Raw genomic sequence first — 5,624 nt, 5'->3', positions numbered from 1 at the left:
GTCTACCTTCTCGTTGTGGGAAGAGTAGTCCACTAATAATAATATGTCCGGAACAAACATCACGTCATTAATGTCTAAGGTAACTCCTTCTTTTCCTGTGAAATCAATACCATTCAACTTAATAGGATTATATGTTGAATATGTGAATTCAAGATTATATTTTTGAGATCCAACACCAGTGAATGATGCAATACCCTTATTGTTTGTTGTTTGAGTTGAAATCAGATTATTATTATTGGAGTCATATAATTTTACGGTAGCTCCTTTTAAATCAATTCCATCTTCCGTCCATGTTTTGCCAGTTTCGTTATAAGAATCGTAAACGTGAACATTAATTGCATTACCGCCTGCTTCAAGCTTTTCCCCGTCTGATTGAGAAGATTGCAGTTCTGTAATTTCTTGTCCTTGCGTTACTTCTTCTAACTCACTAGGAGCACTCACCACATCAGATACTGTTTCATTATCCACTGCAAATACAGTGCTTGCAGTAAATAGAAGCAATATTGAAAGAATTAATGCGAATACTAATTTTTTATCCAATTTTACCGTATTTTCACCTCCTTTTAATTTCATTATAACAAACACATAGCAAAATAAAATTTACTATACGTATAAATTTGATTTGAAAACATATAAAATTAACTAAACTAAACCAATATTATAATATGATAAAATAAGGTAAACACAAATAAGATACATTTATATACTTAATTGACTAAATAAAATTTACCAATATTATAGAGGTGATAATATGCGCAAGACTATGATTATTCTAGCAATGGTCATTATTGGAATGCTAATTCCAATGGGATTTGCAACAAGTGACACACAGGTCGTCATAACCTACGGTGAGACAACCCAGCACAATGCAAATTACAAAAATACAGTGGATGACTTTTTCGTGAATCAGGCAGGCGTTGATCTAAAAACTGTCAATTCAAAAACAATTACTGCAGGCGAGGTAAACAAGATTGCGAGCACAATAACAGGTAAGACCTACTCTTCAAGTCAAATATACTCATCTGCACTAGTGGATTTAAATGATAATGATAATCTTGAAGTCAGTGTAGACAAGTCAAAAATCACTACAATAACCGGTGACATGTACTTATCCGCATTGAAATCAGCAGGAATCACAGCAGGACACGTTTACGTGACAAGCCCAGTATCAGCAACCGGTGAATCCGCACTTGCAGGAATCATGAATTCCTACGAGGTAGTGACTGACGTTGAAATACCAGATACTGTAAAAGAAGCTGCAAACAATGAGATATACACTCAAGCTGAAATCGTCAAGAACTCAGATGTTGATGCTGACGAGCTATCCAAGTTGGTTGATGACGTGAAAGAGGAAGTGGCTGAAAACAATGTTACCGACCACACCACAATCGTGAACATTATCAACAACTACACTATCACAAACAACATTAACATTACAAACAGTGATATAGAAAACCTTGCAGACAGTATTGAGCAAATACAGAACGTGCAAGGCGACATAAACAGTTACCAAACTGAAGTGTCAGGCGTGTTCAACAATACAACCGATCAGGCACAAGGATTTTTAGGCGGACTATTCAACTAGAATAGTCCCACTTATTCTATTTTTTTAATGAATAGACAACATTCAAATAATATCTTAAAAATAAATAAGAAAATAGTTAATTCATCTTTCTTATAGCAATGATACCTCAACATCTTTAGGTCTAGGAGGAATTGAGATTCTCCAATCTATTAACCAACCTTTTGAGGGTTCTAATAATTTTAACTTTTTGCTGCTAACTCCTTGACTGATTACTGTGCCGTCAAATTTTTTTAATTGGAAGTAACCGCTACTGCGTTTTCCTGTAATGAAACATTCAATTTTTTTATACATTACTTTATCATATCTTCTAAAGCCGTTAACTATGTATGGTGATTGGTTACATTGGCGTATACCTCCTTTTCCTGGTTTGGCTTTATGTATTTGGCGGTTGTGTCTTCTAACTTTGCGAAAGAGGTACTCTATATGATACTGTTGTGCATTGAAATTATGGGATATTATAAATGCATCGTTTGAATGGGTTTTATTTATGCCTAGTTTTTCACGATTGAATTTTGTCAGGTATCCAAAAGTTTCAAAAACATTATCAAACTCGTTTTTTAGTATTTTAACGATTTTTTTTCTCATAATGTTCATGTGTGCTGCATGTTTAAATGACTTGACTTTATTATTGAATATTAGTTGGTTTTTGTGTATTTTTTCGTGGCAATCTTTGCATAGTGTTGTGAGGTTTTCCATGCTATCCGATCCGCCATGGCTTCGAAATTGTAAATGGTGAACTTGTAATTGAGTATTTTGGGCACCGCATATTTGACAGGTATAATTATCCCTGTTTAAAACCGCTGTTTTAACATTATAAAAACCCATAGCATCACCATGCTGATACCCCACACCTTGTATATCTGGATTTTTTAGTTTATGTGTGTCAAATTCCGCTGTTTCAACAATAATGTTTTCGACGGGGAGAAAATTACAGACTTTTTTAATAATGGTAATATGGCTATCGATTTTATGTTGAATGCTGGGCGCTATTTTTCCTTTTTTACCACGATTATTAAATCTTGCAGGACGATATCTCAATTTTCGACTTCTACGACTTCTACGTTGATTTTTGCGAAATTCCAACAATTTGGAAATGTCCTGTCTTAATTCTACAGTAGCTTTAAATAATTCTCTTTTACTTGTTGTTGCTGATAAACCTATATATTTGCTTCCCGCATCAACACCCAGATTAACCTGCTGCTTATAACCACTACTGCCGTAGAGTAATTGTATGGTGAAAGGTGTGCGATTGACGACTTTTGCTTTTTTCTCTTTTAATAATATTCTTGCGTTTCTTGGTTTGCATGGCATCAAAGGTTTGCCATACTTGTTTAGTACGTAAACTAACATATAGTTTACCTCCTATTCCTGAGTTATTTTATCCCTCGATAATGTTATCCCAAGGTTTAAAATTTGTGAGCAGCACTGTTCCTACCATCTCAGAACATTGTTTAACTACTGCACCGTAGAGCAAGGGACTGGGATTAAACATCCGCTTGGTACCTATTTATATCCATTCTTGGGTAACGTAGGCTATAGAATAGCCTTAATCTATTAAACTAGTGGACTTCTAGAAAAATTAGAAAATCCACGGCTTTTACAAGCCGTGGTAGTTTAAGGCATGTTAAGAGTAACCCACATTCTGTTTTACAGCATTCATCTTAGCGAACTACCTTGCCTACACAATCGATTATCGGCATCTTTGTTCTTGCATCCTATGGAATGGCCGTTTCACCGTTTCTTTTAATGTCCTCAATTAAATATCATCGTCTACCATTAAAAGCCGTGTCGTTTCTGCTCCAGAGTCATGCTTCTCAGCATACGTCTTTCAACGCCATAGTATTGTATTGATGTGCGGAGTTTCCTTAGTTTAAATAACCAGCAGCTGTCTTTAACTTGCCATGAAAAATAGATTTTAAGAAAATGTAGCAGGGCCTAGATTTGAACTAGGGATCTCGGGGTTATGAGCCCCGCGGGTTCACCAGACTACCCCACCCTGCTATAAGAAAAACAGTAATAACTAATACTAATTATAGTGAAGATAGTATTTAAAGTTTTCTATAAAATGGGAAAAATCAAAGAAAATAAAGTTATTTATTTTCTAATGATTCAATCCTTTTATCCAAATCATCTAATTTTTCTTGAGTTATTTCCTGGAATTCTTTAGAAGACTTCTTGAATTCAAGATAATCCTTTTCCAAGTTGTCCACATTGCTAGTGGTTTCGGAGAATTTGGCTTGAAGATCTTCCAAATCATCAGTGGTAGCTAAAGACCAGTCCTTAATCAATTCATCACTTTTAGCATCAAGAAATGCATCAATCTTATGGGAAAATGCGTCAGTGTTGATTCCGGACATGTCGATATCGCTTAATTTGACTTTGATTCTTTTAGTCATGGATTCTGAATCTTCTTTTTTAGGTTCTTCATTAACCAAATCAGCGGGTTTTCCACCTAAAACCTCATCCATATGTGCATCAGCACTGGTTGGAACATAAGCGCGCAACTTATCCATGGTTCCAGGACTGTTTAATAAGTAATAGTAAACCAAAACGACAATAGCTACAATTAAAATTATGACTGCTATTGCTTCTGTAGCATCCATCTTACCACCTATTTATTCATTTTTTTAAGCTTTGCTTCTTTTCTTTCAATTTCTTTAAGCATCTTTTCCAGCTTTTTCTGTTCAGTTTCAGCTTCGAGTCTAGCTAATCTTTCATTGATTTCGGAATGAAGGTATCCAACACGACTTCTTGCTTCGGTTGTGGATTGTCTGATAGCTGAAAGACTGTCCTGTTGCTCTTTTGGCAATGGAATAGGATTGTCCATTAATCTTTTGGATTCAATGTCTTTTTCCACCATGGACATTTTTTTAAGCTCTATTTCTTTTTCTAATAGTTTGATTTCATTTTTAGATTTAGAAACGCTTCTCCATTGTGCAACAATGATAATTAATACAATAGCAACAATAACCAAAATGATTAAAGCGAACATTTGGTCAGGTATTGTAGGTATATCCATAATTTAAAACCTCCAAGTAATATATTTATAAATCAATATAAAATATTATATAAACTTTATCAATTAAATATTTAATTATAATATTAGAAGGTAAAAATTTATGATAGAATCTTACATTAAATCTGGAAAACTTGCTTCTAAAATTCGTGGAGAAGCTTCAAAAATGATTAAAGATGGAACTTTAGTCATTGATCTTGTTGAATATGTGGAAAGCGAAATCCTAAAGGCAGGCGCTGACATCGCTTTTCCATGTAACGTATCATTAAATGAAGTGGCTGCACACTACACTTCCCCTGCAGGCGACGAGACTGTCATCCGTGCAGGAGACATGGTGAAATTGGATTTGGGTGCAATGATTGACGGTTATATTGCAGACACTGCAGTTACAATAATCGCTGAGGGAGACATGAGTGCCAATTACACACAGGATGAAATAAACCTCCATGAGGAAATTGTTGAGGCCTCCGCTGCAGGCCTTGAAGCAGCAATCGCCACCGTAAGGGCAGGAGTCGAGGTTTCAAAAATTGGTGCTGCAGTTCATGAGGCAATATCAGAATATCATTTAAATCCTATTTTTAATTTAACAGGCCACAGCTTGGAGCAGAACAACCTCCATGCAGGTATTTCAATACCAAACTATGACAATCATGACGGCTTTGTACTGGATGAGGGCCAGGCAATTGCAATAGAGCCATTCGCAACCAACGGTGAAGGGCTTGTCAATGACGCACCGGGCCATTACATCTACTCCTACATGGCAAACAAGCCATTCAGGATGAAAACAACCCAAAAGGTCCTTAAATACATTCAGCACAATCACGCTTATGTTCCGTTTTCAGGAAGATGGATTACAAGCGAGTTCGGCGAGAGAAAGGGAAACATTGCACTCAAGCAATTGGCTGATGCAATGGCAATCTATCCATACGCCCCATTACGTGAGAAAAAGGACTGCTTTGTAAGCCAAAAGGAACATACGGTTATCGTTGAAAAAGAGGGCTGTACCGTTACAACCATTTAAAA

The 5,624-nt window shown here is 35.9% G+C and carries 6 protein-coding genes, 1 tRNA gene and 1 other RNA gene; 2 read left to right on the top strand and 6 right to left on the bottom strand.

Features of this window, described 5'->3' with window-relative positions; all coding sequences use genetic code 11:
- On the bottom strand, positions 1–573 hold a 573-nt coding region (locus E7Z78_RS09595), incomplete at its 3' end, for a SpaA isopeptide-forming pilin-related protein (RefSeq protein ID WP_303724959.1).
- Between the two features lie 178 nt (positions 574–751).
- On the opposite strand from E7Z78_RS09595, the gene E7Z78_RS09590 reads away from it, so the two are divergent.
- Entirely contained in the window at positions 752–1,585 is an 834-nt protein-coding gene (locus E7Z78_RS09590) for a DUF1002 domain-containing protein (RefSeq protein ID WP_303724958.1), read from the top strand.
- Between the two features lie 90 nt (positions 1,586–1,675).
- Here E7Z78_RS09590 and iscB read toward each other — a convergent pair whose 3' ends face one another.
- The 5 genes from iscB to E7Z78_RS09565 all read right to left on the bottom strand — a co-directional run bounded on the left by iscB (position 1,676) and on the right by E7Z78_RS09565 (position 4,604).
- The gene (iscB, locus tag E7Z78_RS09585; protein WP_303724957.1) at positions 1,676–2,935 is read right to left on the bottom strand and encodes an RNA-guided endonuclease IscB; all 1,260 of its coding nucleotides are present in this window, start codon (positions 2,933–2,935) and stop codon (positions 1,676–1,678) included.
- 269 nt (positions 2,936–3,204) lie between these two features.
- An RNA gene (gene rnpB / locus E7Z78_RS09580) (RNase P RNA component) lies at positions 3,205–3,485 on the bottom strand.
- Positions 3,486–3,511: 26 nt separating this feature from the next.
- Positions 3,512–3,586: transfer RNA gene (locus E7Z78_RS09575), tRNA-Met, on the bottom strand.
- A gap of 89 nt (positions 3,587–3,675) precedes the next feature.
- The gene (locus E7Z78_RS09570) at positions 3,676–4,188 is read right to left on the bottom strand and encodes a hypothetical protein (protein WP_303724956.1); all 513 of its coding nucleotides are present in this window, start codon (positions 4,186–4,188) and stop codon (positions 3,676–3,678) included.
- Positions 4,189–4,196: 8 nt separating this feature from the next.
- Positions 4,197–4,604, bottom strand: a complete 408-nt coding sequence (locus E7Z78_RS09565) for a hypothetical protein (RefSeq protein WP_303724955.1) — start codon at positions 4,602–4,604, stop codon at positions 4,197–4,199.
- 100 nt (positions 4,605–4,704) lie between these two features.
- Between E7Z78_RS09565 and map the strand changes: the two genes are divergently transcribed.
- On the top strand, positions 4,705–5,622 hold the full coding sequence (map, locus tag E7Z78_RS09560) for a type II methionyl aminopeptidase (protein ID WP_303724954.1): 918 nt from the start codon (positions 4,705–4,707) through the stop codon (positions 5,620–5,622).
- Positions 5,623–5,624 lie beyond the last annotated feature (2 nt).

It is taken from the genome of Methanobrevibacter thaueri (genome assembly GCF_015062915.1).
In the GTDB taxonomy this organism is placed as follows: domain Archaea; phylum Methanobacteriota; class Methanobacteria; order Methanobacteriales; family Methanobacteriaceae; genus Methanocatella; species Methanocatella thaueri_B.
The sequence above is the reverse complement of the archived record's forward strand: the minus strand, read 5'-3'. Positions and strand labels throughout refer to the sequence as shown.

What these genes read in the sequence shown, in the direction of transcription:
- E7Z78_RS09590 (WP_303724958.1), top strand. Translation starts at nt 752, where the DNA reads ATGCGCAAGACTATGATTATTCTAGCAATGGTCATTATTGGAATGCTA.
- iscB (WP_303724957.1), bottom strand. Translation starts at nt 2,935, where the DNA reads ATGTTAGTTTACGTACTAAACAAGTATGGCAAACCTTTGATGCCATGC.
- map (WP_303724954.1), top strand. Translation starts at nt 4,705, where the DNA reads ATGATAGAATCTTACATTAAATCTGGAAAACTTGCTTCTAAAATTCGT.
- E7Z78_RS09570 (WP_303724956.1), bottom strand. Translation starts at nt 4,188, where the DNA reads ATGGATGCTACAGAAGCAATAGCAGTCATAATTTTAATTGTAGCTATT.
- E7Z78_RS09565 (WP_303724955.1), bottom strand. Translation starts at nt 4,604, where the DNA reads ATGGATATACCTACAATACCTGACCAAATGTTCGCTTTAATCATTTTG.